This window comes from Photobacterium sp. GB-72 (assembly GCF_003026095.1).
Classification (GTDB): Bacteria; Pseudomonadota; Gammaproteobacteria; order Enterobacterales; family Vibrionaceae; genus Photobacterium.
This window is the reverse complement of sequence record NZ_PYNV01000009.1, coordinates 112,712-139,356: the sequence shown is the minus strand read 5'-3', so window position 1 is coordinate 139,356 and position 26,645 is coordinate 112,712. Positions and strand designations below refer to the sequence as shown.

Below are 26,645 nucleotides of genomic sequence, written 5' to 3'. Positions count from 1 at the left end.
ATAAGTATCGACTGCGCTGCACATGTCCTTATCTTTTAAGCATTATTTGAGCGTAGACTTCATACTCTCATATGCCGACAAGGCTTGTTTAGTTTCAGCTTGAAGTCCCTTACTTTCCATAAACCAAAATGAATATATTTGTCTAGTTGATACTTTTTGAAAAACAAACCAATGAATTATACCTAACGGTGAATTCCTAATATACTCAACAGAATTATATTTATCGGTATGTTGCTCAGAAATGGTAATTTCATCAGAGTAACCGCCATTACTCTGATTTTGCTTTTCATTCTCTATAAAGTCATCTAAGGCCTTATTTTTCGACTCAATTCTAAATTGTACACTAATAGAGAATGGTGGTTCACCAGCTTGAAACACTAATGACAATGGTTCTTTACGTGAGCTTTTATCATTATATTTAAGTGAACCTACATCAAAACTTATATCACCTGCTTTGTACTCAAAAACTTTAGCCTTTACTTGAACTGTAGCTAGAGAAAAAACAACTATTACAAACATCCAAATTTTCATTAAAACTCCATTAATGCCGAATCACTTCTTGAACAATTTATTGAAAGATGCCGCGATGCCGCTAAGTGAAAAGCCACAATCTCAACTACAGTAAATACGTATTTTAAAAAGGAGTATTTATTATGAATAAAGAGCAGCAACATCGTTCAGATTATCTTTTTGAACAACACCTTACCATCACTTATTGTAAGGTAAACGTCCAACTACTATAGATACTTATAGTTGTGTATTGCTTCGCATTACCCAATCATGAAATACATTACTGGTCATATTAACCATTAAATACCTCAAATAGAATTTAGCATAACCGTTGAAAAAGAATTGATTAAATCACGTTAAGATTAATCGGTATTTAATGGTTATTTTTTATATTGATAATGCAGAGTGAGATTTAATTAATAAAGACTTCTCTTCCAGAAGAAAAGCGTTAAATAATAAACATAATGGTATTAACACTTAAAAATATTATTGACATTTACTTATATAAGGTCGCTTGAACTTGCCCAACACTTCGGATAAGTATCGACTGCGCGAAAAACATCCTTATCTTACTGATAATTTATCAATTTTCCTAAGTAATAGTACTCTGACCGGATAGAAAAATACTGCTAACATAGACCACAAGATACTTTAATTTCACGAAAAAACCAAACTTATGCTTTTTAAGTAGATATAGAAAGTAAGTCATTTTTTTATAAAAAAAAGGATTAAAGCGATAAATCTCTCAACTTTATTATAACTAGTTATGTATAGAGACGAAAAAAGGCTAAGTAATAACTTAACCTTTTATTCACCCTATTTTTGACAAGTTAAATTGGTAATAAGTATGTTTTCACTATCTTGTTACCAGAGTCTTCATCTGTAATTAAGACTTTATTAGAAATGATTGTCACCCCTTGCGGGTTATTTAGATCATCAATATCATAAACCTTTATTGGTTTGTTTGATTCTTTATCTAAAACTATCAGTTGCTTGCCTGAGTTGTTTAATAAAATAATTGTGTTATCTGTAACTTCCATACCGGTTATTACAGGAACCTCTTTCGTTTTCATTGATATGATCTGCTCAGCGTTTAACATCATATCTTTACGGCTAAATCTTGATAAAATAATAAAATCATTGACTTTATTAGGCAAAGATAAGGTTAGATATTCATTATCTAATAAAGATAATGCACTACTACCTATATAGCTTTTATTAGCTCGAACTGTCTTTAAGTTCCCTCTATCCACTTCTTTCATGCGATATAAGTCATCAACGGATAGTTTTACATAGCTTTTATAAACAGACGTTACAATAACCATTCCGTTTTTATCAAAAAAAACGCCAGAGATATTATTTACATCTTTATTAAACTTCGGATCAACTTTATAACGGCTTAATATCTTTGATACTGTCTTATCCAGTAAATAAATCCAGTTTTTATTTGTCGCAATAACAACGACACTTCTTTTATCATCATAACTTATCGCTGTTACTCGACCGGTAACATTAGCTGGAAGAGCAGTATTTTCTATCTTCAGCAATTCGTTCGCATGTTCAAGTTTAGTGTTTTCATTAGCCGTCAATGTAGTAAATTCAGGTTGTTCAATGTAATTATTAGCTCTAAATGAAAAATGACTCCACGTAGGCCAATGTTTTGTTGTCCAAACCGTTTTACTTAAGTCATAACTAAAGTTTTGCGGGCTTGCTTGACCAATATATGGCGGTGGACCAACTTGAGTGAATGCCTGAATTACATTTAAAAACATAACAATAATAAAACTATACCCTGAGACTTTATGGAACGTCCCCCAGCGAACCCGCGTTGTATTTTTTAATGAGTCTTCATTAGAAAACCCGATTAATAAAGACATAATTAGTAAGTTAGCTATAAATAAGAACACACCCCATGTATAAGCATGAGCACCGAGTATTAAACCGCCAAACCCCTGCCCAATATCTTGTCCAAGATGTACAGAGCTATGCAATATACTTAACCATAACCCGTAAATACATATAATATAATAGGTACTAATATATTTTAATCTCAAACCATATCGAGACATATATAAAGCACAAAGAGAAAGAAGTATAATTGCAATTCTTTCCTGCCAACATAATATACAAGGATTATCACCCAGAATATAACCAAGTATCACAGTTGCAATACCAATAGGGATCAGGGTTAATCCAAAAGATAAAGCCGATAAAAACAGAGATATCTGAGAACTATTTAAACGTTTCAATTAGTAGTTCCCCATCGGCAATACCATATTCCAACAAACGACAAGAGATAATAAAACACTTAAAATGACAGAAAAAAACAAAGAAACATCACTCAAGTTTTTTCTTTTTGGATAAAAGACAACTAATAATGAAGATATTAAAATTATAAATAATAATAAAAATTCCAATTTCGCACCTTACTTATTTAATTAATAGATATCATCTATACCTGATGATTTAGACACTATTTCTACCGGCTAAATTTATGACCGATGTCTTTGTTTATTCGTAAACCAATGTGATATTAAGTAGTCTTTTTTAAACACATGGCTTTTGGTGTGCAATATGAGCGACAATCGCAATATTACGAATACTTTGAGCATCTAACATTTTTTATCCTCATATTGATGTGACGAATTGATCATACAGACTGTCAAACAATATCAATAACAACATTCAGACGATAAACATCACTAATAGGACAATTGAAGAACGACTAACGAAAAATATTCCATAGAACGCCCAAATTATTGATGCATCGTTTCAATTCACATTTCTGAATTGCAAGCTTTTGATGAAAATTTTAGCTTGATGAAAACATCTACTAGCATCTATGGTGTTTACCTAAAGTCGCCAATAACTATATTCAGGTTTGTACATTTACTATCGATGGGAACTATGGCGGTGTATGTGTGCGTTCAGATGATTAATTGGTCATTAAAAAAGACAGCGATATCGAACCTTTGATTGTATTGGAAGACAGTGTGTTCTTAAATTAGTCGCCTGCTTCTATATATAATAAAAAACGCACAGCTTACTTTACGTAAAACTGTGCGTTTTTATTTATATAAGTATTAAACGATTAAAACTTATATTCAGCAGAAATTTTGTATGAACGACCTGGCTCATAAACTTGCGTCCACGGTGTACGGTAGTTTTCATCAAACGCATTGGCAACAGTGAAATCAACCGTTAAGCCTTCCATGTTTGAGGTTGGCTCCCATGAAGCATAGAAATCAACAAGTTCATAAGACTTATAAGGACCTTCGCTATCACCTTTTGGACGGCGATCTTGAGTGCTGGCAAAAATAGCTCGAGTACCTACCTTGGTGTCAATTTCCCAAATACCGTAGTCAACTTGCGCCACCCATTTATCGGCAGGGATATGACTTAGCCACTCACCCGTGTTTTCATCTTTACCACGTGTTTGACCATACGATAGCAATGTATTTAATCTGTCATAACGGTACTGGGCAACAACTTCAAAACCTTTTAGCTTCGCATTATCAATATTATCTGAGGTACTTGTACCACCACAACCAACACCAGAGCCTCGGTTTGCCATCATACACGCTATCATTTCGCTACGGCTTGGTACTGTTACATCGAGATTGATAAAGTCTTTAACTTTATTTTGGAAAACGCTAGCGGTGATCAGTAACTCATCATCACCAATAAGGTTATCAAAATTAAATGTACCTTTTAACTCGATGTTATGTGCCTGCTCTGGCTTCAAATTCGGGTTAGGTACAAATACATTGGTAATAGGTCCCATTGCAAAGTGAGTACCGTCCATAAATAATTCAGACGTACTTGCCGCTCTGAATGCTTCGTCATATCTTAATGACCATGCCATCCAATCTGTCGCCTGCCAGTTAGCACCTACAGATGGAGACCAAGCATCTTGCTTATTATTTTCGAACCCTTCTGCTTTTGACTCAAACGTGTCGTAACGTAAGCCAGCATCTAGTTCAAGTGACTCTAATAAGGCGTAATTAACATGAGCAAAGCCACCTAAGGTTGTTGCTTTAGCACCATCAGGAGGTGTTGGACGACCTGAGGTTGTTACTGGACGTTTAGTATCTAACTTATCTTCATAGCCATCAGCACCAATAAAGACTTGAAAACGATCTAAATCAGATTTATTGGTAACAGAAAAACCTGTTGTGGTGATAGAGCTGATATCTTTATCAGTACTGCCATTACCCAACTCTTTAATATCTGTGTCGTTACGATAAACTCTAAATGCACTATCAATGAAGTTACTTTCAGGGTTATAAGCGTACTTTAATGTAATGTTTTGATCCGTGGACGTACGATCAATCAGTTTATCTTCTGTACTTAATGGCTCAGTCGAGCCGACAACTGGTGGGTGCCCGTCATAATCAGAAATGCGGTAATCTAAACCAATGCTTTGGCTATCGGTAAAGTGCCAATTAAATTTCGCTAACCCCGTCTTATTAATCGCTTCAGTACCATAGAGCTTATAGCCATTGCCTTGCTCCATCACACCACTGTCTTGGTAACTACCGGCTAGTAACCAATCAACATTATCTTGTTTGTTAGCAATCGCACCAACGGTGGTAACAACATTTCCGTTACTCTGATAGCCCGTCTTAACTTTGCCACCAAAGCCTGTATCTTCGACTAAATCATCTGCAGTGATTGTATTTTGAATAACCACACCACCAATTGCACCTGAGCCATATAAAGAACTCACAGGGCCTTTTACTACCTCAATGTCACTGATCAAAGTTGGGTCTAAGAAAAAGGATGGTCGGTGATCAAATTGGGCATTTTGGCGGTTACCATCAATAACCTGTAGGACTTTATTCCCTTCTAAGCCACGAATATTAATAGATTGATTACTCGCAACATTACCACCAGCAACAGACACGTTTGGTATGAATTTTACCGCTTCAGCGACTGAATTAACCTGCATTTCATCAAGTTCTTCGCTGCTAACTTTTGCAACCGTCCTTGTTTTATCTTGGTTAGTTTCATCAACTCTCGAAGCCGAAACAACAATCTCATCAAATTGAGAAACATCGTTGCTGGCATAAACGGATGGAGAAAGGACCGCGACTAAAGAGCTGGCGATCAGAGTTAACTGCTTGTTCATATATCCCTACTTCACAATTTTTTATTTGTAACAAAATTCGCAAACATTATTACAAACAAAAACGATAATTACTATCATTTAGATTAAGAAATGATATTTATTTAATTATCATTACCATAAGGAATACTCATTGCGATATAGGCTTTGTATTATTGATTACCTAAAATAAGAAAAAGTGGTCACGGTATAATTAACGTGTATTTTTCACACAAAAAGATAGCAATTCGCTCATCTATTTATTTGTTATTTAATAAGTATTATTTTTCACTTTAATACGCTTGCTTAACAGCAATATGATTGTTAGTATGCGCGCTCGTTTTACGACGCTAAGTAAGGTCGCATTACTTAGTGAATCATTTATATCAAAGAGTATTGATTATGAAATTTAATGCAGTAGTACGTACTGACCTAGGTAAAGGTGCGAGCCGCCGCCTACGTCTTCAAGAGCAATTCCCAGGTATCATTTACGGTGGTGAAGCAGCACCAGTTGCTATCGCTCTTAAGCACAGCGATGTTATCAACCAAATGGACAAGCCTGAGTTCTACGAAGGTTTCGTACTAGTAATCGACGGTCAAGAAGTTAAAGTTAAACCTCAAGACATTCAACGTCACCCGTTCAAGCCTAAAGTTGAACACATGGACTTCAAACGCATCTAATTGCGAGTTCATAAACGTTTTATTAAGCACTCTTCGGAGTGCTTTTTTTATATCTAAATAACTGTATCGATATATTTACTAAAACAACGACTGTTGCGGATCATCCTCTTGCTCAATATTCTTATCTAACTCTTGCTGCAATTTAGCTCGGTGACGCCTTAGTACTTGCTGTTTGCGGCGACGACATATATCAAGTACTAGATGTTTTTCATCATCGGTCATTTTAAGCCAATACAAACGCTCTTCCCTACTACGGAAGCATCCTTTGCAATACCCCTTATTATTCACTTCACATATGCGCTTACAGGGACTTGGAATATCAAAAAAGTCTTTCTGTTCCATGCCTATTAAATTTCATCATCATACCTTTAATGAGAATAATAGATTTTTATAACTCGTGCTGTTATTAAGTGAAAAACACTAACAAAATTTTGCTAATTCGTTAATTCTGTATTGATTTTATGAAAAAATAGTCAGTTATGTTAGTTGCTTTCATCACCTCAACTCTGATAAGGTTATTCGAGTTGTCATGGCTGATAACTAATTTTTACATTATATATCTAGTCATGTCCCCGAATAGATATATCAAAGGAGGGAACCATGGATTTTTTTGTACCATCGGCTAAAGACCTTGAACAAGCGGAATCTGTTTATTCCTCGATTGCTGCACATGTCTCAGCACCTATTCCGAGCGACAGTAAACGCGTAAGTAAGTTAGTTTGGTCACATGAAGGAACGGTATGTATTGGTGAAGTAGGTAAACTTCCGCCAGAAATATTCCGTGCACCTGAAGAAATTTTAGCTATTTTTGAATGTGGTGATGTGTACAAGATCTGTACTCAAAACCGTGGTGTGATCAATTTCGATCCTATTCTTGCCAATACTAAAGACGTATCTAAAGTTGAATTCTTTAAATAGTTTTTATTTATTAGCAACAAAAAACGCGCTTATATAGCGCGTTTTTTTATATCATTTCCGAATATTAGTCATTTTCTTCAACGCGATCATCCGATTCTTCAGCTAAGTTTAAAAACTTCAATCCTAGGCTAAGTAATAAAATAGAAACGGGTAAAATAAGTATCTTCCAATCAAGATTATTGAAATTGACCAATACCGCTTCTAAGAACTTAACAAAAAGAATGATCACAATGACTTCTGCTAATACATTTTTTAAATGCCCAATATTAGGTGTTTTGATCCAACCTAAAACATTTGTTTTATCTGCGTCTGGCGATTTTTTATTTGATATAAATAGTGTGAATACACCGTGTGCAAAAATAAACAATACAAAAGCGATTAAAAAAATATCGAGTGACTTGATTAAATAATACGTCGCTATATCTGCAGTATCTAAATGCACTAGGCTGTTATGCGGTACTGCATTAAAAAACACCACAGTAAACGCGGTATACGTTTTCATTGAGCCAACAATAAACAGCAACAATGAGCCAAGAGTAGAGCAAATGATAGCTAACCAGCCTACATATCGAAAAGCATTAAATGTTTTTTTCATAATGGGATAATCTAAAAGTTTTTCACATTATAAAGAATAAACCATAAACTACTAGTAACAGTGAATGTGAAAAAAGAATAAATAACCATTATGATAATCGTTAAAACAACCCTAACTGCGGCGCAGTAATCTCATCAAAGTATTTACCTATAAACGGCAAGATACCATCAGCAACTGGCTTTAATTGCTTATCAATATAATGGTTATAGTCGATAGGGCTTTGACGATACTCGCTTGGCTCAGCACCTGATACTGTAAATACATATTCAATCGTCCCTTTATTTTGATATTGACGAGGACGACCTAATTTTAGGTTCATTTCATCAGCTAAACGGGCTGCACGCACCTGCGGTGGTATATTTTTCTGATAATCCGCTAAATTTCGTCTTAATCGCTTACGGTAAATAAGCAAATCATCAAACTCCCCTGCTAACGTTCGCTGCGTATAATCACGAACATAATCATCAACATCCTGATCATGGAAAACCATTTGATACAGTGACTGCTGAAAATGTTGAGCGAGTGGTGTCCAGTCAGTTCGAACCGTCTCTAACCCTTTAAATATGATCTCTTCTTTATCCCCTCGCCACACTAATCCGGCATACCGTTTTTTACTGCCTGTTTCTTGTCCCCGAATAGTGGGCATTAAAAACTTGTGGTAATGGGTTTCATATTCAATTTCAAGAGCCGATGTTAAGCCATATTCATCACGTAGATGTGTTGTCCACCACTGATTAATATAAGAGACTAAGTCATGACCAATCGCATTTGCATCATCTTGTGAATGGGCTTTTTTAAGTGATACAAAAGTTGAGTCGGTATCACCATAAATCACTTCATAGCCTTTAGCTTCAATTAACTCTCGAGTCAATTTCATGATTTCATGGCCACGCATGGTAATCGATGAAGCTAAACGGTGATCAAAGAAACGACAGCCTGACGATCCTAATACACCATAAAATGAGTTCATGATGATTTTAATTGCTTGGGAAAACGCTTTTTCGCCATCACGTTTGGCTTGATCACGTGCAGCCCATAAATCTTCAATCATCTTCGGCAAGAAATGCTTGGTCCGATGAAAGCGTCCGCCACGAAACCCATTAATAGCTTGGTGTTCCGCTTTACCTTCTTCTTGGTTTAACCCTTCGACTAGACCCATAGGATCAATCCGAAAAGATCGGATAATCGAAGGATATAGTGATTTAAAATCGAGGACTAATACAGAATCATATAATCCGGGTTTAGAGTCCATAACATAACCACCCGGGCTTGCGATCCAATTATCACTGACAAGGTTTGGTGCGATATAGCCTGCTCTGTGTAATTGCGGCATATAAAGATTGGTAAAGGCGGCAACTGAGCCCCCTACACGATCCAATTCCACGCCCGTTAAACGGCACCGTTCAATAGCAAAATCGAGTAAATGAGTATGCTCAAAAATGCGAGTCACCAACTCACAATCTTGTAAGTTATATTTAGCAAGAGAGAGCTTATCATGGCGAAACATATGATTAATTTCCGCCATCCGATCGTGTACGTTATGAATCGCTTTACCTTCACCCAATAATTCTTGTGAAACCGACTCTAGCGACCATGAACGGAAGTTATAGGTCGCGGTTTTAAGCGTATCAATACCATCCATGACGACTCGTCCGGGAACAGTAATAAACCCTTGATTAGGATTTTGCGAAGATGGTCGATAATGCGGCGTTTGTCGTCCACGACCAATACGTAAATTAACTTTATTCCACTCAGCACGATGCAATAATAAACGAAAATCAAAGTCGATCACGTTCCATCCGATGATCACATCAGGATCAAAAGCCATAAACCACGACTCTAACGATTGCAATAACGCCTTTTCATTTTCAACCCACTCGATCAACAAGTCACTAGACTCGCTATAACCGTCAGGTGCTTGCCCTACCATGATCACTCGGCTATCAGCATCGCTGTGTAAACCAATAGAATACAATACGCCTTTTTCAGAACACTCAATATCTAACGACACGACACTCAGCGTTGGTACATAATCAATAGGTTTTACTTTAGTTTTTGTGACTTCAATGTAGCCAGAACGCTGACGTTGATCACCGGTAAAAACCAAGCCGCCACGAACAAAACGTTCCATTAAATAGCGATCTGCTAAACGAATATCCGATTCAAAAACATCAATTAGCTCAGCCGAAAGTGCTTTTACCGCAGAGAAGCCATCGCGAATAGTGTGGCAATAACAGGCAGAAACAACATGATGCTGAAACGTTTTAAGTGGCAGATCTTTCCACTCTGTTGTGATATTCGCACTCGTTAATACCTGTTGGGCTTGCGCTTTTTGCTCTGTACGAACAAAGAAAACAGGCTTATCGCCTATAATAGACAAACGATATGGACCATTTTCTGTTTTAACCCAGAGAATGATTTCTGTTTGTCCATTAATGTCACGACTTTGGCGAGTTAAAACAAAACCCGTTGCTAACGACTGCAAATAAAACCTCTGCTGTTGATATGATCACCCGATCTTTTTTTCTATTTTTTCAAACTCCGCCACAATCCAATTCCCGACATGTTCAACTAAAAACAAAGCGGCACGTTTGGGTACTTGCGGACCATTGATAAGAATTTGAATACGTTCAATATCGACTTTTTTGTCAGGATAAAAATGAAGAAAGAAGTCAACACATTGCTGTTCACTATAAGCTAGACTCGATGTGCGATGTGCCACCAGCATAAAACAGCTTCGTAGCATCTTCTTACCCACCTTTCGGCACAATGCGTTATATTCTGTCACGCTTTTCGTTGCCATGATTTTACTACGACAATCCGCAAGTACCGTTTTTATATCACTATTAAAGGCTTTTGCTATTTCCCAACTCGGTTCAAACAAACCAAATTGTGTTGCCAAACTATCGCCATAGAGGCATACGCTACAGTGCTTAAACCAAAAACCCCATTTAAAAATCGATGCCAGTGTCATCACTTCATCTCGCGTAACCACCGTCAGATCAACCTGAGTGATAACGTTATAACGATAGGCTATTTGTTGACATAGTGAATCTAATACGCGGTTTTCTGATGCCGATAATGATCTATTAACAACCAGTGTTATATTAAGATCTGAACGTTCTGTTATCGCGCAACGAGCAGCAACACTGCCATTTAGGTATATGCTGTGTATTTGCTCTGAAAACTCAGCCTGTAATTGTTTTACCAAAGCTAATAACACTGGCATATAAGGTGCTTGAAATGGGGTTAATTCATCAAGAACAGGTAGTGTTTTCATTACAAATACAACTCATAGACAGCTTCAATCCGTAAAAAACAGCAATAACAAATCGTAATAAAAATGTAGATTTATATGCTTTATTCTCTCTATATACTACCAAATTCAACCTATCGAAAGTAAATACTCAAAATCGTTGTTTTTCTGCTTAAATTTTCATTCAAACCATTATAGGCATCGCTTCTTAGCGAGGTTTTAGTATAATCACCACTCTTACACACAAAGAGACAGATCTTAATCTATGGAAACTCAAAACCTGATTTCTTATGATGACGTTATCGATGCGGCATACGATATTTTCTTAGAAATGGCACAAGATAACTTAGAGCCAGCAGACGTATTACTCTTCACTGCACAATTTGAAGATCGTGGTGCAGCTGAAATCGTTGAAACACGTGATGACTGGGCAGAGCACGCTGGTTTTGATGTGGATAAAGAGCTTTTTGCTGAGGTTATCATTGGTCTTGTTAATGAAGAAAACGATGAACTCGATGACGTATTTGCACGTATGCTAATTAGCCGTGATCCTGAAAACAAAGGCTGCCATATTTTATGGAAACGCGATTAATCATCGTATTCCTAATAGAAAAAAGGCGATATCAACATCTTTTTAATGGATGTGATGTCGCCTTTTTTACTTTCACAACACAATAATCGAGCTTAATTAACTTGCCAGTATTGTGATGTCATGTTTCTCACTGCGTCGGATCCACACCAAACTCAACACGACAAGAATTGCCATTACTGCAAGCACTGCACCTAAATTAAATTGGCTTTGCGCACTCATTGCTGATGCAGCTAGTGTCGCTAAACCTGCGCCTAAATTCTGAAGACCACCAAGTACGGCTCCAGCTGTACCTGCATGTTGCGGAAACGGCTGAATTGCTAATGTGGTAGCAGCAGGAAATAAAACCCCAGCGCCCATAAAATAGATAAACGCACCACCAATTAAACTCGTCACCGTTACCAGCCCCTCCATGCCTGGAATAATAATCGTAATAGCACCTGCAAGTAAGGCAAACATACCCAAGAATAAAACGCGGTTGGTACCCAATCGCTTCATCAATTTATTTGAGCCCCAAGAACCCAATAAATAACCCGGCAAAGGCAAAATGAATAACCAACTTACGGTACTTGGATCCAGTTTTAACACACTACCCAGTAATACCCCTGCTGATGCTTCAAACGTAGCGACACCTGCAAATGTGGCAATTAAACACACCACATAACCTTGGAAACGACGATTAGATAACACATAACGGTAACTTACCCATACTCGCTCCGCTCGGCGATTTTCAACGGGTAATGTTTCACCAAAAGAACGCATGAGGGCAAGTGTTACAAGTGCACCAAAACCTAAAAGGTAAATATAAATAGATTCCCAACCTAGATGCTCTGATAAATAGCCACCTAATACAGGTGCGATTAATGGAGAAAATATCACCCCCATACTGACTAAACTATTTACTTTATGTAAGTCATCACCGTCATAACAATCGCGTGTAACTGTTCGGCTCATTGCACCACTGGTACCAGTACCCATACCTTGGATAAAACTAGCAAGGAGTAGTACTTCAAAACTTGGGGCTACTAACGCAATAACAGTACCGATCAAGAAAATGACCATACCGCTGATCATTACGGGACGTCGGCCAATACGATCAGATAACGGCCCATAAACAAACTGCGATAAACCATAAGGAATTAAATACGCGGCCATCACTGCCTGTAAAGAAGCAGCTCTAACACCAAAGAACGTCGCCATTTCTGGAATTGCTGGCACGTACATTGTTTGGGTCATTTGCCCTACAGCAATAAATATAATAAGCAAGAATAGGAACTTGCCCATATTCGAAGACGATTGCTTAACCACAACCATTACCCTCAGACAGAATAATATTTTGCAAAGAACCCGATAAAATAAAAACGAGCCCTTCAAACAGGATAAAACTCTAACCTAACAATAAATATTGAATTCAACATTCAATAAATATTCTTATATTAGAACCTATGACTAAATTTAAGACGAGATGTTAATCTTGATGCTGGATTATGACAAGAAGATATTGCTTGATTTAGCACGAATAAATTTTGAATTTGGATTACATTTTCTAATGTGTAAGTGTGGGGAATCTTGTTCAGAAAAATTGCACAGAAACAAAAAAGCCCTGCGAGCAATACAGGGCTTCTTTTTACAGATAATACAACTTAACTTTCGAAATATAAGCGATGATGACCATGACTTGCTTTGGTTTTAAGATAACTTTCATTACCATCTTTTACATGCGCTTTAGTACCAACAACTTCAACAATATTGATACCATTTTCGCTTAATTCACGAATCTTTTTAGGGTTATTAGTAACAAGTCGAATCTCAGTTAAACCCAGTGCTTTCAACATATATGCCGCTTCACTGAAATCACGTAAATCGTCACCAAAACCTAGATGATTGTTTGCTTCATATGTGTTCATACCTTCACTTTGAAGCTTATAAGCATCAATTTTATTGTACAAACCTATACCACGCCCTTCTTGACGAAGATAAAGAATAATACCGCCTAACTCCCCCATCTTTTCAATAGTTTCATCTAACTGTTCACCACAGTCACATCGAGATGAGTGGAAAACATCACCAGTTAAACATTCAGAATGCATACGCACCAAAGGTGCTGTCGTTTTATCTGCATCTTTAAAAATAACGGCAACGTGTTCTTTACCAGACTCAAGCCCGTTGAACGAAAGCAAATCTGCAGGAATATTGCTTTTTAAACCAACTTTAAAAGGCACTCTCGCCCTAACATTTACCATATTCTTCCTAAGCATTTTCTAATACTCGATCATAAGGAATGCTATTGCTTATGATGACTATCGACTTAATTTCAACTTGTGAATAATAGCGAAAATTACCACATGACAACAGTACTGCGCTTTAAACAAAGATAATACGTGATTAATCGTTTAAAAAGATCACCAACAGGTTAAATTTATCGTACTGTGCAGCAGGAACTCACGTGTACCATTATCAATATGTTATATTATAACACAAATAATACCTAAGCAATTTGCTCAACTATTTTATAGGTTATCGGCTAACGTCATTAATTTAGATAAAATAACTTCTCCAGCAACACCTAACCCATTATGTTCATATTCATTTGTTACCCACACTTTAGCCTGATTTAACCCTGCTAGTGTTTGGCAACTTAAATCATAATCAACATACATATCATCAACATAGACAGCAGCAGCAACGGGAACGGTATTGTTCGCTAATTGCTGAGCATCATATAAGCAAGACCAATCATCTTTCACTGCAAGTAATTCTGCCGCAATCTTTAGTGGTTGTAAGCAATGCAGTTGATCGAACATCCACGGATAGACCATCTCCCCTGTGAAGAAGAAATCCCCTCCCTTTGCGTAATTAAATTGCGGGTATTCACTCCGTACACGTTGCGCTGACCAGCTCGACGCTTCATGTTGGCAATATATAGATTCATGCAAAATAGCGTAGATAGGATTTGTCTGATAGCTTTGCTCTAATAACATTTGGTTTAAAAAGCTGTAGCTCAACTCAGGCTGACCACCAACCTCAACAAAAGCTTCATCAAGCATGTAGTACATCGCTAAATCACCACCACCTCGACCTAAATTAATCCCCCACAGTTGGAATTGTTCAACAGTAAATCGTTGACCATTAGGTAACCGAACATCATTGTCCAATAAGAAATTAGCAATATCGACACATTGCTGTTGTGCATTAGGAAAGCGAGAAAAGAAACCATTATTTTTACCGAGTACACGTTTATAAGTTGCACGGTAAACGTTATCAGCATGCCCTGTTATCGGTGGAATACCCCCCGTTAAATAAGCACGTGTTAATGACTCAGGGTAATAAGATAAATAATGCAATGCACAGAACCCACCAAAGCTTTGCCCCAAAATAGCCCATTGTTTAATATTTAATGCTTCACGAATAAATTCAGCATCTTTAACAATATTATTAGCGCGAAAATAACTTAAATAGTTTGTTTGCTGCTCTGGTGTTTTATCAGACAAAGTTTGATGAGAAACCGGAGTACTTTTCCCTGTACCTCGTTGATCAAGCAGTAATACGCGGTATTTTGTTAATGCCTGCTTAAGCCAACCTGAATTGCCCGTCGGGCGTGGCGATGGAAATCCAGGTCCTCCTTGTAAATAAACTAACCACGGTAAATCATCATTTTCGTGGCCTTGCTTCACCACTTCTCGAGCATAAACAGTAATTTTTTCTTGATGTGAATCTCTATAATTCAGCGGAACAGTAAACCAATGTGATTTAAATAGTAAACCATCACTTTTATATATTTTTTGCATTTACTGCAACTCCATTATTAGGTCAATTAATAATACAATATTTAACATAAGGTTATATAACCGTTAAAATATATAACCACAAGTGCTAATTTTCTAGTCATTTATTCAATAATTGTATTTATATTTGAAACAAACAGCTAAAGAATAATAGAATATACCTAGTTAGAATCCATGCTAATTTAAATATCATGAATAACAATTTATTACTTCGTTGGAAGCAACCTTTTATAATTCTTATTATAGGTTTAGGCTCTATCTTTTTAATGCAGTATTTTATAAAAGTTAGTTTATTCCAATATGGACTGTATAATCGTGTCAATTTAAAAAATAAAGCCAATGAACCGGATACCATGGTATTCGACTCAGGCATAGACGCGTTAGTGCCTACATTTTACCTTTCTGATAATGAGGGGGTTGCTCTATCTACAGGTATAGAAAAGTTAATACCAAAGCTAACTTTTACATGTTCAAAACATGATATTAAAGAAATGCGATTAGCAAATGATTTGTCGAGTAACATTCATTATCTTGGACTGTTCACTCCTCACAGTAGTTGTTCAAATTACGGGATAAATTCACCTATAAGTGATAACTACAATAAAGAAAATGCAATCACGCTTGAAGACTATGTGGTTACTTCATATTTAGGCAGTCGCTTGAAAATAATTCGTAATTTGCCTAATGATACCCATTTAATCACAATTACCGACCCATTAAATCGTCAACTTTATTTTAATAACACAAATGATAATAATGTTGTTATTAATATTATTTATAAGGATAAAAAAATTCAAATCCAGTCGAAGATTAAAAAAAATATCTTTTATCATGAATTTAAAAAAAAGCTGACAAAAAACATTTATCTTGAAGTTTTTGTAACTAAAAAAGGATTAACGGATATTGTTCATTCAGAACTTTTAATGGTTAATGTTTTTTTATGCATTCTACTTGTTATTACATGTATATTTTTAGGCCTTCGCCCTCAACAACGAACAGTTAAAATGGCTATTGAACGGGGTATTAAACGCAAAGAGTTTATCCCTTTTTACCAGCCTATTATTAACTCAATGACAGGCTCAATTATCGGTTGTGAGAGCTTAATTAGATGGTGTAAAGCAAATGGTGAAATTATTTCTCCTGCTAACTTTATTGATATTGCCGAACAGAATAAACAAATTTACGAGATAACAGATCTTTTAATATCACAAGTAGCCGAGGATCTTTCAAAACTAAATAACATCCATGACAACTTTTATATCAGTATTAATGTCATACCGCGTCAACTTCAAAATCAAACGTTTGCAACAAAATTACTCAACACATTATCTTCAGCTCAAGTGTCTAATCACCGTGTTGCGATAGAAGTAACCGAGAGAACTCAGTTCACAAACGTAACCTCAGCCAAAGAAGTGATGCAGCGATTAATTGACCATGGTATTTCCATTAAGCTCGATGATGCAGGAACGGGGTTCGGTGGATTTAGCTACTTTCAAGAGTTACCCATCAGCACCTTAAAAATTGACAAAATGTTTATTGATACAATCGGTACTTGTGACGTTAAAGCCAATATATTAAACGCTATCATCAGCTTTGGAAAAGAAGCAAAATTGACCATGATTGCGGAAGGTGTGGAAACACAAGAACAAGTCAATTATTTAAGAGACCAAGGCGTATTTTTAATTCAAGGTTATTATTACGCAAAACCAATGCCCTTTTCTGATTTAGAGAAATATATTAATAACAATTTAAAAAAAGATAATCATTAGAGACTAATGAGAATATAATGATATTTATTCTCATTCAGTTTTTCCATATTTGAAATCTTTATTCTTTTTTTTAAATTACACGGCATTAGAATAAAAGCGTATATTTATCTTATCAGAGAAAGAGATATTTATATCTCTATATCGTATGCCATAAATAATAGGTTTTATGGCGGGAGATGATGTTCCTCCTTTAACCGCCTTTCAATAAAGGATAATGACGTCTAACAACATTCGACTTTAAATCGTCGAGGACCGTGTATTTGTTTAAATGGATATTTATAATTTTAATTAATTATATTAATTTTTGCATTCGTCGCGTTGTTATTTCATTTTTGTCCTCTTCTATTTTCTGCTCGATAAAGAATTATCAATTCAACACGGCTGAGCGTTATACAACTCTTTCCTACTCTGAGTTTTATAATTAGTAACGCGGTGTCTAGTGAGGCAGAGCAATGCAATACTCAACTGAAGTACAAAATATGTGTCCTATCTCTCGTGGTCCACATCACGAGTCTGCACCCATTCCTGTTGAAGGTCGCTGGGTACAACCTAAAGATGTTATTGCAATTTCTGGTGTTAGCCACGGTTGTGGTACTTGTGCACCACAACAAGGTGCTGCAAAACTAACTTTAAACGTGAAAAACGGTATCATTGAAGAAGCATTAATCGAAACTATCGGTTGCTCAGGTATGACTCACTCTGCAGCAATGGCTTCAGAAATCATCACTGGTAAAACTATCCTTGAAGCACTAAATACTGACCTAGTATGTGATGCTATCAACGTTGCAATGCGTGAAATTTTCCTTCAATACGTTTACGGTCGTACACAAACGGCTTTCTCTTTAGACGGTCTACCAATTGGTGCTGGTCTAGAAGACCTTGGTAAAGGTTTACGTAGCCAAGTAGGTACGCATTACGGTACTCGTGAAAAAGGCCCTCGTTACATGGAGATGGCTGAAGGTTACGTTACTAAAATCGCACTTGATGACAACGACGAAATCATCGGCTACCGCTTCGTTAATATCGGTAAGATGATGGAATCTATCGGTAAAGGTGTTCCAGCAGATCAAGCAATGGAACAAGCAACAGGTCAATATGGTCGTTTTGACGAAGCGGTTCGCACAATCGATCCTCGTCACGAATAATCAGCCAAGCTGTTATCCATATATTCAATTACACCTAATTTGCTAAATTTATTGAGGATTTTATCATGGCTGCATTATTTGAAAGCTTTGATCGTCGTATTAACCAAATCACACCCGTTCTAGAACAATATGGTTTTTCTTCACTTGAAGAAGCGCGTCAATACATCGAAGATAAAGGTGTTAACGCTTACGATATCGTAAAAGAAACCCAACCAATTGCGTTTGAAAACGCATCATGGGCATATGTTCTAGGCGCTGCAATCGCACTAAAAGAAGGCGCAAAAACAGCGGCTGAAGCGGCTGAGTTTTTAGGCCAAGGTCTACAAGCATTCTGTATCCCAGGCTCTGTTGCTGACCAACGTAAAGTGGGTTTAGGTCATGGTCGTCTAGGTGCGCGTCTTCTAAGCAATGAAACTCAGTGTTTTGCATTCCTAGCAGGTCACGAATCCTATGCTGCGGCTGAAGGTGCAATCAAAATCGCGCTAAACGCAAACAAGGTACGTACTAACCCACTGCGCGTTATTCTTAACGGTTTGGGTAAAGATGCAGCTTACCTTATTGCGCGTATTAACGGCTTTAACTATGTACAAACTCAGTTCAACTACACGACTGGTGAACTTGAAATCGTTAATGAACGTCGCTTCTCTCAAACACAACGTGGCGAAATTAACTGTTACGGTGCTGATGATGTGCGTGAAGGTGTAGCGATTATGCACCGCGAGAATGTTGATATCTCTATTACAGGTAACTCGACTAACCCTACTCGCTTCCAACACCCAGTGGCTGGTACATACAAAAAAGAACGTCTAGAAGCAGGCCAAGATTACTTCTCAGTTGCATCAGGCGGCGGTACTGGTCGTACTCTTCACCCAGATAACGTAGCGGCAGGTCCTGCATCTTACGGCCTGACTGACACCATGGGTCGTATGCACTCTGACGCTCAATTTGCTGGTTCTTCATCTGTACCTGCTCACGTAGAAATGATGGGCTTAATTGGTATGGGTAATAATCCAATGGTTGGTGCAACAGTGGCTGTTGCAGTAGCAATTGAGCAAGCACAAACCGCGTAAGCAGAAATTTAGAATCTTTATCTTCAAATAACGATAAAAGGCATGGTTTTAATTAACCATGCCTTTATTTTTTCAGCTAGTTGTTAATTTTGTTGAATATAAGAAAAAAATCTCTAAAATCCTCGGTACTCAATAAACTTGATAACACTTATACCTATAAAAAAGCAGGCTTATAGGTATAATCGGCTGTAATTAAGTTAAATCGTATTACGTCATTCAGTTAAATATTATTGCATGACTTAGTTAAGGAAACATCATGATCCAAGTAGTAGGTCACAAAAACCCTGATAGTGATAGCATTTGCTCAGCACTAGTTTGTACAGCGTTTCTTAAAGCACGTGGTCTTGAAGCGACAGCAATTCGTCAAGGCGAAATGAACCGTGAAACTCAACACATCCTTGAACTTGCTGGCGTTGCAGCTCCTGAGCTACGTACAAGTGTTGCTGGCGAGAAAGTATGGTTAGTTGACTACTCTGATCTTGCTCAAGCACCTGACGACCTAGCAGACGCTGAAGTTGTAGGTATTGTTGACCACCACCGTCTAGGTGATGTAATGACAATCAATCCAATGGAAGCATGGATCTGGCCTGTAGGTTGTACTTGTACTGTTCTATTTAACCTATTTAAGATTGAAGGCCACGAAATCACACGTGAACTTGCTGTTCTTATGATGTCTGCAATCCTATCTGACACTGTTGGCTTCGCATCGCCAACATGTACACAAAAAGATAAAGACGCAGTGCACGAGCTTGCTCAAATTGCTGATGTTCAAGATCTTGAAGCATTCATTAAAGCACTACTAATTGCAAAGACTGACATTGAAGGTCTTACTGCTGCGCAATTAGTTGATAAAGATCTTAAAGGCTACCCTTTCAACGACCGTGACGTTGTTGTTGGTCAAATTGAACTTGCAACACTAGAGCAAGTTGACAGCATGATTGAAGAGCTTCAGGCAGATCTACAACGTCGTTGTGACGAAGAAGGTTTAGCGATGGCTGCACTAATGCTAACAGACATTACAACAAGTACGACTCGCCTACTTTACACTGGTGATTGGAACAACATTTTAGACGCGCATGCAAAAGATGGCGTTCTAATGATGGAAAATACGCTAAGCCGTAAGAAACAAGGCTGGCCTTGGCTACAAACAGTACTTGCTTAATTATTAAGTTTTAGTATTAGCCACCAAATATGACGCGATAGGAGCTCTCTCTTATCGCGTTTTTTATTCCAACACATTCTATAGTTATCGATATAAACTATCGTTATTAGCTGTCATTTTTTTCTGAAGCCAATACAGCGACCTTCTTTATTTTTGTGCTTTTTTTAAACAATTTATAATTTACATGACTGATATTAGAGCAAATACTTTAATTTTAAGCTCATTTTATTTGTATAAAAAAACAACGTGAAGAATAAAACACAGCCAAACAAACGCTATTTATGTGACAATTGTCAAATTTACTTAGTATTCTTTTTAGGTATACATATACTTCTCTCTCTAAAAATAATGCCGCCATTTAGCACCCCAATGGAAGAGCAAGAAGCTAATAAAAAGAGAGACAGTTAATGTCCATTAAAAAACGTTATATTACATGTGTTATTGGTCTAGCCATTTCGAGTCAAAGCTATGCTGCTGGCTACCAAGTATCAGAACATTCAGCTGCGGGTTTAGGTCGTGCCTACGCAGGCGATGCTGCCTTTGCTGATTCTGCCGCCGTGTTAGCTCGCAACCCTGCCGCGATGACCTTATTTAAACACGCAGAAGTTTCTACCGTAGCAAGTGTTGTCATACCCTCTGTTGATATTTACGATCATAGCTTTGATCAAGGCGCAAAAAATATCGCCCCCGTTAGCTTTGTTCCTGCGGGCTATTATATTCAACCAATCAATAACAAAGTCGCGGTTGGTCTTGCACTTTTCAGTAATTACGGTGTAACAACAAAGTACCCTAACGATTTCAACGCAGGGTTATTGGCAGGCAAAACGTCCCTTGAAACATTCAACTTTAATCCAAATATTGCCTACCGTTTAAATCCACACTTCAGCATTGGCGGCGGTGTTAGCCTTGTTTATGCTAATGCCGAGTTTGATCGCCGTTTAGGTGTACTTTCATTGGCGGTTCCTAATAGTCAACCAAGTGACAATGCAATCAACTTAAAAGGCACAAGTTGGGGCTGGGGTTGGAATATTGGCGCACTTTATGAATTAGATCAGAATAACCGTTTTGGCCTAAGTTACCGCTCACAAGTTAATCTTAACTTTGATGGTGATTTTACCGATTATTTAGGCTCAATAACCGGTAAACCACATAACACTGTTTCTGCTAACCTTTCGTTACCGCTCCCCGCTATCGCAGAGTTTTCTGGTTTCCATCAACTAAATTCACAATGGGCGATCAGCTATAGCTTACAGTGGACACAATACAACAAGTTTAAAGAAATTCGTGCCACTAGCTCACAATGTAAGCCAGGCTTTAATGGTCAAGTTGGTACCTGTTTACTGAAAAAAGAAAATTACAAAGATACCTATCGTTGGGCTGTCGGTACGACTTACACAATGAATGATGAATGGACACTTCGTTACGGTTTTGCCCTTGACCAAAATGCAGGCCAAGCAACACTAAGTATTCCAGATACTGATCGTTACTGGTATTCAGCAGGTGCGACTTACCACTTCAACCCAGATCTTTCTGTCGATATGGGTCTTTCATACATTCACAGTAAGAAAGCCACCTTCGTTGAAGATAACAGTACGTTTACCTCTCGTGGTAAAGCGTATCTTGTCGCTGCACAGCTTAACTATCGCTTTTAATGCGTTGTAACTAATTAATTATTTGGAATAAATAACATGAAATTTAATTCAATCGCATTAATCGTCGCGTCTGCATTAAGCATGGTTGGTTGTGGTGGCGGTAGTCAAACAACCGTTAAACCAACCATTGATCCTGATATTGCAGACAGCTTAAAAGCAGAAACAAAGATTGATTTTGATTTACTGTCAGCTAATAAAACTATTATGATCCCTAGCTATCTAGGCATGGATGCACAAGATGGCACATTAGCAACACGTGAAGGCGCAACTGCACCTGAAATCGCAATGGGACAAACCGATGGTTGGAGTACAACTCAGCCTATTACGATTAATTTTAAAGGTAAGGCACTTGATCCTGCAACAGCAGCGAATAGCTTTTACTTAATTAAATCAGGCGATCCTACCAACCCTGACGATACCACACAGCCTACACAATTATCCCAGCAAAACGGGGACTTTATGGTGACGGTTTCTGGCAATAGCTTAATTGTAATGCTGCTTAAGCCTCTGGATCCATCAAGTAACTATATGTTTGCAATAACAAATGATCTTAAAGATGTAAATGGTAAAGCGGTAGGTATGAGCAACTCTTACGCTTTACTAAAAGCTGATAGCACGCCACCAGCCAAAGCATTAATTCCAGCTCAAAAGATCACCCATGCAACAGAGGAAGCATTCCATAATATCGTTAAAAAACGGGATATCATTTTCTCTTCATGGTTTACCACATTATCTGTTGGCGATGTATTGTATGCTGCAAAAATGGCGACTCTACAGACAATTTCAAAACAAATTGAAACAGATGAGCCTGTGATTGCTAGTGACGACATAGCAAACCAAGATAATCTCTATAAAATAACACGACCGCAACTTGGTGGAGCAGATGGAGCAACAACACCTGCTGGTAATGAGATTTATACTGGAACCGTTTTTCTTCCTTATTATTTATCTACAGACAGCCATAAAATATCCTCAGCCCCTAACGCACCAGAGAAATATTTAGTCAGCCCTTGGAAAAGTGATATGCCAAGCCTTGCGAAAATTAAATATATTCTGACTAACGGTAGTGAAGCTGATAAACGCGCGATTGCTTCTCAACTTTCAGATCTACATATCTCTGACATAGATCTTGCAAAAGTAGCAACAGATAAAGCGACACAAATTAAAGTACTAACAGCACTGAAAGGTCAAAAGTTAACGCTAGCTAATGGTAAGCAACTCGATCCAGAAAGATTGATCACTCGTTATAGTCCTGTTCCCCAACTACAATCAGTTGCGGCAGTACAATATAATTTAATCATGCCGAAGTTGGACAAAGAAAAACAAGAAAAATGTAAGCAGTCAGGTTACAGCGTGACGATTTTCCAACACGGTGTAACATCAAATAAAGAGCAATTTGTTTATTCGAATCCAAGCTTACCTGACAAAATTATTGGTAATCAATGTCGAGCTATTTTTGCTATTGATTTACCTCTTCATGGTACTCGAGGTGTCGGTGGTAAGAACGCTTCAGAAGATCCAAAGATGTTTCTAAACTTTATAGATCTTGCTGTAGCTAGAGATAATTTACGTCAAAGTGTTATTGATGTTGTTAACTTGCGTGCAATCATAGGCAAAGTAATAACAGACTCTGATCCTAGTGAATTAGGGGAACAACTGTCAGCATTATCTCTTAATAATGGTGTAAGTTTTGCTGGTCACTCTCTTGGCGCTATTACCGGTGTTGATGTCGCAGACATCGCGAACAGAACTGTATTTAATGACCAATATAATAAAACGTTATTTAATATTGATACCGTTGCACTCGCAAACCCAGGTGCTGAAATACCATACTTACTACTAAACTCGCCAAGTTTTAGTGATCTCATTAAAGGTGGAATAGTTGACGCAACTAACCCATCATTCTCTAAACAATGTGGTAACACAAATCTTGCATTGTGTTTTAAGAGCTATATTGCACAGCTAAATACAAGTAAAGATTCAGGGAACTCACTGGCCCAAATAACACTCGATACTTTAAATGACAATTTTAATAAGTTTGCCTATGCCGCGCAAACCGTCATGGACCCAGAAGATCCAATAAATCACGCTTCATTTATTCCAAAAACAACCGTTGTTTTATTAGAAGAAATGAAAAATGATATGGTGATTCCAAATAAATCGACACAAGGCACGGATCCAATTTATTCACCATTTACAGGAACTACGCCACTTCTAAAACCACTACAATTGACTCAAACACTCAAGTCTGTAACAGGGTCACCTCTGAAAACAGCGGTGAGATTTGAGGGTGGATATCACAGTTCAGTGCTTACACCTCTGAATCCATCCGAGCTATCACAGCCCGCAACAGAACAAAGTATTGCTGCAACAAATGAAATGCAGAGTGTTATCGCCTCATTTATTAATAGTAAAGGAACATCGCTTACTATTAATAATGGCAGTGTTATTACTTCATTTTATGATTAATAGATAACAAAGAGACAATAGCCGAGTAAGCAATTCTTACTCGGTTTACTCATTTCGCATGTACTGCATTAAACTGCTTTTTTCATTTAAAATATTTGAAAAACAATCTACAAACTTACGTCCAATTATCTTTCCTTCTCGATAATCCATTTCTAAATCATCTTTGCTACTCAATAGGGCTCGGCTCTTCAATGACTTTTCAGGCGCTATTTGGATAACTTGTAACCCATCGGGTGGATTCACTAAAAAATCATTCATATCTTGGTGAGTTTTGTAATATTGAAGTAACATTTCAATTACGTCGGAATTATTACTCTGCCTCGCTAATTTTAATAAACGTTCAATATTCATATGTGATAGCCAACTTTTATTACCAAAAATAGGCAGCTTCAATGCCTCTTTACTTTTACTATCCAAATATGAAAGTTCTTTCTGTATATCATCTTTATCTTTAATATCGATAGTGTCGTTACGGTATTGTTCTCGCCACTGTTCAAAACGGTGACTTAATTCATGATGAACCGTTTTAATTTTATCTACCGATTCATTAAGGCTAAGCTTATTAATATAATAGGGTAAGTAAGTTTCAACACTTTCACGCCAGTCATCAAAGATCCCCTTATCGGCATGATTGTCATGATCAAGAGGCTCAGTTCGAATCACAATAACCAGATCAGCCCCTCGACGCCATGCTTCTTTAGCCGGTATCGCAGCGCTCACACCACCATCAACCCATTCCAGCTCATTCATATTAACAGGTAAATTGTATAAAACAGGAATAGCACAACTCGCACGCAAAACTTCATACCAATCATCTTGGTACATCGGCATATAGATATCTTCAAGGGTATCTTTACGTGTTGCGCAGGCGAATGCCTGTCGATGTTGTAGGGTTCTTTTCGCGGTATGAAAGTCGAGGGCTAATTCGCCAGTGGGAGAAACGACTTGCAGCGCCCAATCAAGGTTCATTGGCTGTTGTTTGCTTAAGTACTTATACAAGCTAAAAAATTTATCTGTTGTTGTATAGTTTTGAATAAACTGATAGCCGAAACGTGGCTGACGGCTAATAAATGAAGATAAATTGAGAGCACCTGCAGATGTGCCTATATACAAAGCAAAAGGATCAAACTCGTGTGCTAAGAAACTGTCTAAAACACCAGCCGAAAAAATACCTCGCTGTCCCCCACCCTGAACAACTAATGCTATTTTCTTATTATGTGCATCAAAAAGCTGTGATGAAAAATGTGATATCGATTCTTCATCAAAAGCACTCAAACTAAACGGCAGATAATTCATTTCTCCCCCAAAGGTTAGAAAACACTCTGACGTAATATACGTATTTAATTTAAGAGTTGGAATCGCTTATAAAAAACAAGTTAAAGAAATTAAAGCTCTATCTTATCTTTTTAACTTGCCATTGTATTACGCTAATAAGGCTACTGCTGCGTAACTAAAGATTGTCGTTAGCGTCATTGTTGCTGTAACTACAGCAAGTTTCAAATTACTATCCATACTTCGCCCCTTAAAATCTTTCAAATGTAACATTTTGTTAACCATAGTATAGTTATGTTACAGCTTTGTTATCAATTAAATTGTACAGAATTTAAGATAATTATCACATTAATATCAATACTGTATATTGCATTAAATTTTCCACTGTCATCACGGACTATCGTTTGATGACATGGTAGAAGTGAGCGCATTATTTTCTTGGGTTGGAACGCCATTGAAATCATTACATTTTGCTTTCAACAAGTGTTAGCAGGGACATCAAATGAAACTTGCGACAGCACTGCTTATTATGGTTTTAGTGCTAACAGCGGAATTTGCAAAGTGATTAACGCCGCCTATCGATATCAAACAGTCGTTAGATAGCTATAATGAAAAAGCAGAAATTAGTTGCAGTAACATGCAAATAGCCCTTTAAAATATTGCTC

At 37.3% G+C, this 26,645-nt stretch carries 21 protein-coding genes and 1 riboswitch; of the genes, 9 read left to right on the top strand and 12 right to left on the bottom strand.

What is annotated here, in order from left to right:
* Positions 1-42: 42 nt before the first annotated feature.
* The 3 genes from C9J40_RS11980 to C9J40_RS11970 form a co-directional block, all read right to left on the bottom strand.
* The gene (locus C9J40_RS11980) at positions 43-531 is read right to left on the bottom strand and encodes a hypothetical protein (protein WP_107246987.1); all 489 of its coding nucleotides are present in this window, start codon (positions 529-531) and stop codon (positions 43-45) included.
* Positions 532-1,340: 809 nt separating this feature from the next.
* Positions 1,341-2,759 carry a disulfide bond formation protein B gene (locus C9J40_RS11975; protein WP_199188090.1) on the bottom strand — a complete coding sequence of 473 codons (1,419 nt, stop codon included), beginning with the start codon at positions 2,757-2,759 and terminating at the stop codon, positions 1,341-1,343.
* An 842-nt stretch (positions 2,760-3,601) separates the two neighbouring features.
* A complete protein-coding gene (locus tag C9J40_RS11970) occupies positions 3,602-5,641 on the bottom strand; it encodes a TonB-dependent hemoglobin/transferrin/lactoferrin family receptor (protein ID WP_107246986.1) in 2,040 nt (679 codons plus the stop codon).
* A 378-nt stretch (positions 5,642-6,019) separates the two neighbouring features.
* Here C9J40_RS11970 and rplY point away from each other — a divergent pair, with 378 nt between their 5' ends.
* The gene (gene rplY / locus C9J40_RS11965; protein WP_045150345.1) at positions 6,020-6,298 is read left to right on the top strand and encodes a 50S ribosomal protein L25; all 279 of its coding nucleotides are present in this window, start codon (positions 6,020-6,022) and stop codon (positions 6,296-6,298) included.
* A 78-nt stretch (positions 6,299-6,376) separates the two neighbouring features.
* Here the strand turns inward: rplY and C9J40_RS11960 are convergent, their stop codons facing one another.
* Positions 6,377-6,640, bottom strand: coding sequence for a DUF1289 domain-containing protein (locus C9J40_RS11960; RefSeq protein WP_080902005.1), 264 nt, complete (start codon positions 6,638-6,640; stop codon positions 6,377-6,379).
* 258 nt (positions 6,641-6,898) lie between these two features.
* Between C9J40_RS11960 and C9J40_RS11955 the strand changes: the two genes are divergently transcribed.
* Entirely contained in the window at positions 6,899-7,216 is a 318-nt protein-coding gene (locus C9J40_RS11955) for a hypothetical protein (protein WP_107206440.1), read from the top strand.
* Positions 7,217-7,280: 64 nt separating this feature from the next.
* Here C9J40_RS11955 and C9J40_RS11950 read toward each other — a convergent pair whose 3' ends face one another.
* The 3 genes from C9J40_RS11950 to C9J40_RS11940 form a co-directional block, all read right to left on the bottom strand.
* Positions 7,281-7,811, bottom strand: coding sequence for a YqhA family protein (locus tag C9J40_RS11950; RefSeq protein WP_107206439.1), 531 nt, complete (start codon positions 7,809-7,811; stop codon positions 7,281-7,283).
* A gap of 100 nt (positions 7,812-7,911) precedes the next feature.
* Entirely contained in the window at positions 7,912-10,296 is a 2,385-nt protein-coding gene (locus tag C9J40_RS11945; protein ID WP_107246984.1) for a DNA polymerase II, read from the bottom strand.
* Positions 10,297-10,320: 24 nt separating this feature from the next.
* Positions 10,321-11,091 carry a hypothetical protein gene (locus C9J40_RS11940; RefSeq protein ID WP_107246983.1) on the bottom strand — a complete coding sequence of 257 codons (771 nt, stop codon included), beginning with the start codon at positions 11,089-11,091 and terminating at the stop codon, positions 10,321-10,323.
* A gap of 241 nt (positions 11,092-11,332) precedes the next feature.
* Here C9J40_RS11940 and C9J40_RS11935 point away from each other — a divergent pair, with 241 nt between their 5' ends.
* Positions 11,333-11,659, top strand: coding sequence for an HI1450 family dsDNA-mimic protein (locus tag C9J40_RS11935; RefSeq protein ID WP_005368211.1), 327 nt, complete (start codon positions 11,333-11,335; stop codon positions 11,657-11,659).
* A 96-nt stretch (positions 11,660-11,755) separates the two neighbouring features.
* Here the strand turns inward: C9J40_RS11935 and emrD are convergent, their stop codons facing one another.
* The 3 genes from emrD to C9J40_RS11920 all read right to left on the bottom strand — a co-directional run bounded on the left by emrD (position 11,756) and on the right by C9J40_RS11920 (position 15,444).
* The gene (emrD, locus tag C9J40_RS11930; RefSeq protein ID WP_107246981.1) at positions 11,756-12,970 is read right to left on the bottom strand and encodes a multidrug efflux MFS transporter EmrD; all 1,215 of its coding nucleotides are present in this window, start codon (positions 12,968-12,970) and stop codon (positions 11,756-11,758) included.
* Between the two features lie 329 nt (positions 12,971-13,299).
* Complete coding sequence (gene ribA / locus C9J40_RS11925) at positions 13,300-13,899, bottom strand: GTP cyclohydrolase II (RefSeq protein WP_199188082.1); 600 nt, start codon at positions 13,897-13,899, stop codon at positions 13,300-13,302.
* A gap of 267 nt (positions 13,900-14,166) precedes the next feature.
* Positions 14,167-15,444: an alpha/beta fold hydrolase gene (locus C9J40_RS11920; protein WP_107206434.1), complete on the bottom strand. Its 1,278-nt coding sequence runs from the start codon at positions 15,442-15,444 to the stop codon at positions 14,167-14,169.
* A 188-nt stretch (positions 15,445-15,632) separates the two neighbouring features.
* Between C9J40_RS11920 and C9J40_RS11915 the strand changes: the two genes are divergently transcribed.
* From C9J40_RS11915 to C9J40_RS11890, 6 genes are all read left to right on the top strand, one after another.
* Entirely contained in the window at positions 15,633-17,210 is a 1,578-nt protein-coding gene (locus C9J40_RS11915) for an EAL domain-containing protein (protein ID WP_107246980.1), read from the top strand.
* 163 nt (positions 17,211-17,373) lie between these two features.
* Positions 17,374-17,441, top strand: a riboswitch (Fluoride riboswitch).
* A gap of 221 nt (positions 17,442-17,662) precedes the next feature.
* Complete coding sequence (locus C9J40_RS11910) at positions 17,663-18,355, top strand: iron-sulfur cluster assembly scaffold protein (protein WP_005368217.1); 693 nt, start codon at positions 17,663-17,665, stop codon at positions 18,353-18,355.
* Between the two features lie 65 nt (positions 18,356-18,420).
* A complete protein-coding gene (locus C9J40_RS11905) occupies positions 18,421-19,425 on the top strand; it encodes a GGGtGRT protein (protein WP_107206433.1) in 1,005 nt (334 codons plus the stop codon).
* Positions 19,426-19,681: 256 nt separating this feature from the next.
* Positions 19,682-20,587 carry a manganese-dependent inorganic pyrophosphatase gene (locus C9J40_RS11900; RefSeq protein WP_107206432.1) on the top strand — a complete coding sequence of 302 codons (906 nt, stop codon included), beginning with the start codon at positions 19,682-19,684 and terminating at the stop codon, positions 20,585-20,587.
* 407 nt (positions 20,588-20,994) lie between these two features.
* Positions 20,995-22,239 carry an outer membrane protein transport protein gene (locus C9J40_RS11895; RefSeq protein ID WP_107246979.1) on the top strand — a complete coding sequence of 415 codons (1,245 nt, stop codon included), beginning with the start codon at positions 20,995-20,997 and terminating at the stop codon, positions 22,237-22,239.
* 36 nt (positions 22,240-22,275) lie between these two features.
* Positions 22,276-24,708: a VolA/Pla-1 family phospholipase gene (locus tag C9J40_RS11890; protein ID WP_107246977.1), complete on the top strand. Its 2,433-nt coding sequence runs from the start codon at positions 22,276-22,278 to the stop codon at positions 24,706-24,708.
* Positions 24,709-24,753: 45 nt separating this feature from the next.
* Here C9J40_RS11890 and C9J40_RS11885 read toward each other — a convergent pair whose 3' ends face one another.
* Both C9J40_RS11885 and C9J40_RS11880 read right to left on the bottom strand, forming a co-directional pair.
* A complete protein-coding gene (locus tag C9J40_RS11885; RefSeq protein ID WP_107246975.1) occupies positions 24,754-26,004 on the bottom strand; it encodes a patatin family protein in 1,251 nt (416 codons plus the stop codon).
* Between the two features lie 126 nt (positions 26,005-26,130).
* Positions 26,131-26,220 carry a YnhF family membrane protein gene (locus C9J40_RS11880; protein WP_107206428.1) on the bottom strand — a complete coding sequence of 30 codons (90 nt, stop codon included), beginning with the start codon at positions 26,218-26,220 and terminating at the stop codon, positions 26,131-26,133.
* Positions 26,221-26,645 lie beyond the last annotated feature (425 nt).

Excerpts from the sequence above, each read along its gene's own strand:
- C9J40_RS11980 (WP_107246987.1), bottom strand. The coding sequence starts at position 531 with ATGAAAATTTGGATGTTTGTAATAGTTGTTTTTTCTCTAGCTACAGTT.
- C9J40_RS11970 (WP_107246986.1), bottom strand. The coding sequence starts at position 5,641 with ATGAACAAGCAGTTAACTCTGATCGCCAGCTCTTTAGTCGCGGTCCTT.
- rplY (WP_045150345.1), top strand. The coding sequence starts at position 6,020 with ATGAAATTTAATGCAGTAGTACGTACTGACCTAGGTAAAGGTGCGAGC.
- C9J40_RS11960 (WP_080902005.1), bottom strand. The coding sequence starts at position 6,640 with ATGGAACAGAAAGACTTTTTTGATATTCCAAGTCCCTGTAAGCGCATA.
- C9J40_RS11955 (WP_107206440.1), top strand. The coding sequence starts at position 6,899 with ATGGATTTTTTTGTACCATCGGCTAAAGACCTTGAACAAGCGGAATCT.
- C9J40_RS11950 (WP_107206439.1), bottom strand. The coding sequence starts at position 7,811 with ATGAAAAAAACATTTAATGCTTTTCGATATGTAGGCTGGTTAGCTATC.
- C9J40_RS11940 (WP_107246983.1), bottom strand. The coding sequence starts at position 11,091 with ATGAAAACACTACCTGTTCTTGATGAATTAACCCCATTTCAAGCACCT.
- C9J40_RS11935 (WP_005368211.1), top strand. The coding sequence starts at position 11,333 with ATGGAAACTCAAAACCTGATTTCTTATGATGACGTTATCGATGCGGCA.
- emrD (WP_107246981.1), bottom strand. The coding sequence starts at position 12,970 with ATGGTTGTGGTTAAGCAATCGTCTTCGAATATGGGCAAGTTCCTATTC.
- ribA (WP_199188082.1), bottom strand. The coding sequence starts at position 13,899 with ATGGTAAATGTTAGGGCGAGAGTGCCTTTTAAAGTTGGTTTAAAAAGC.
- C9J40_RS11920 (WP_107206434.1), bottom strand. The coding sequence starts at position 15,444 with ATGCAAAAAATATATAAAAGTGATGGTTTACTATTTAAATCACATTGG.
- C9J40_RS11915 (WP_107246980.1), top strand. The coding sequence starts at position 15,633 with ATGAATAACAATTTATTACTTCGTTGGAAGCAACCTTTTATAATTCTT.
- C9J40_RS11910 (WP_005368217.1), top strand. The coding sequence starts at position 17,663 with ATGCAATACTCAACTGAAGTACAAAATATGTGTCCTATCTCTCGTGGT.
- C9J40_RS11905 (WP_107206433.1), top strand. The coding sequence starts at position 18,421 with ATGGCTGCATTATTTGAAAGCTTTGATCGTCGTATTAACCAAATCACA.
- C9J40_RS11900 (WP_107206432.1), top strand. The coding sequence starts at position 19,682 with ATGATCCAAGTAGTAGGTCACAAAAACCCTGATAGTGATAGCATTTGC.
- C9J40_RS11895 (WP_107246979.1), top strand. The coding sequence starts at position 20,995 with ATGTCCATTAAAAAACGTTATATTACATGTGTTATTGGTCTAGCCATT.
- C9J40_RS11890 (WP_107246977.1), top strand. The coding sequence starts at position 22,276 with ATGAAATTTAATTCAATCGCATTAATCGTCGCGTCTGCATTAAGCATG.
- C9J40_RS11885 (WP_107246975.1), bottom strand. The coding sequence starts at position 26,004 with ATGAATTATCTGCCGTTTAGTTTGAGTGCTTTTGATGAAGAATCGATA.
- C9J40_RS11880 (WP_107206428.1), bottom strand. The coding sequence starts at position 26,220 with ATGGATAGTAATTTGAAACTTGCTGTAGTTACAGCAACAATGACGCTA.